The organism is Parazoarcus communis SWub3 = DSM 12120, assembly GCF_003226565.1.
GTDB classification, from domain to species: domain Bacteria; phylum Pseudomonadota; class Gammaproteobacteria; order Burkholderiales; family Rhodocyclaceae; genus Parazoarcus; species Parazoarcus communis.
Map to the genome: position 1 here is coordinate 1 of NZ_QKOE01000127.1, position 460 is coordinate 460.

At 62.4% G+C, this 460-nt stretch carries 1 pseudogene; it reads left to right on the top strand.

The features are described from left to right. Positions 1-162 precede the first annotated feature (162 nt). A pseudogene (locus tag DNK49_RS23380) lies at positions 163-460 on the top strand (IS1634 family transposase); the annotation flags it as partial.

The window sequence follows — 460 nt, forward strand, 5'->3', positions numbered from 1 at the left end:
CACCGGGGTTCGACACTTCCCCCCGATTTTCATCCCTTTTCGGAAAGTGCCTCCAGCACCGGCGCGGGTTTCAAGGCCATGATCGAAAAAGCTCTGTGGTGGCACGTTTGTAACAGTATTGTCCAGACTTGACGGCACTCTATAGGTCGATAAAGTGGCGGCATGCATGTCAAGCTCACCACCTCCGGAGGCCGCCGCTACGTCCAGCTCGTCGAGTCCTATCGCGACGAAGCCGGACAGGTAAAGAAGCGCACCGTCGCCACGCTCGGCCGTGCCGAGCAGGTCGATGGCTCGCTCGATGCGGTCATTAATGGCTTGCTCAAGATCACCGGCCGGGAACCGATGGGCGCCAAGCCGGCGGCGCCAACGGTGTCGTTCGAATCCGCGCGCGCGCTCGGCAATGTGTGGGCGCTGACCGAGCTGTGGAAGTCGCTGGGCTTCTCCGGGCTGCGCCGGGTGT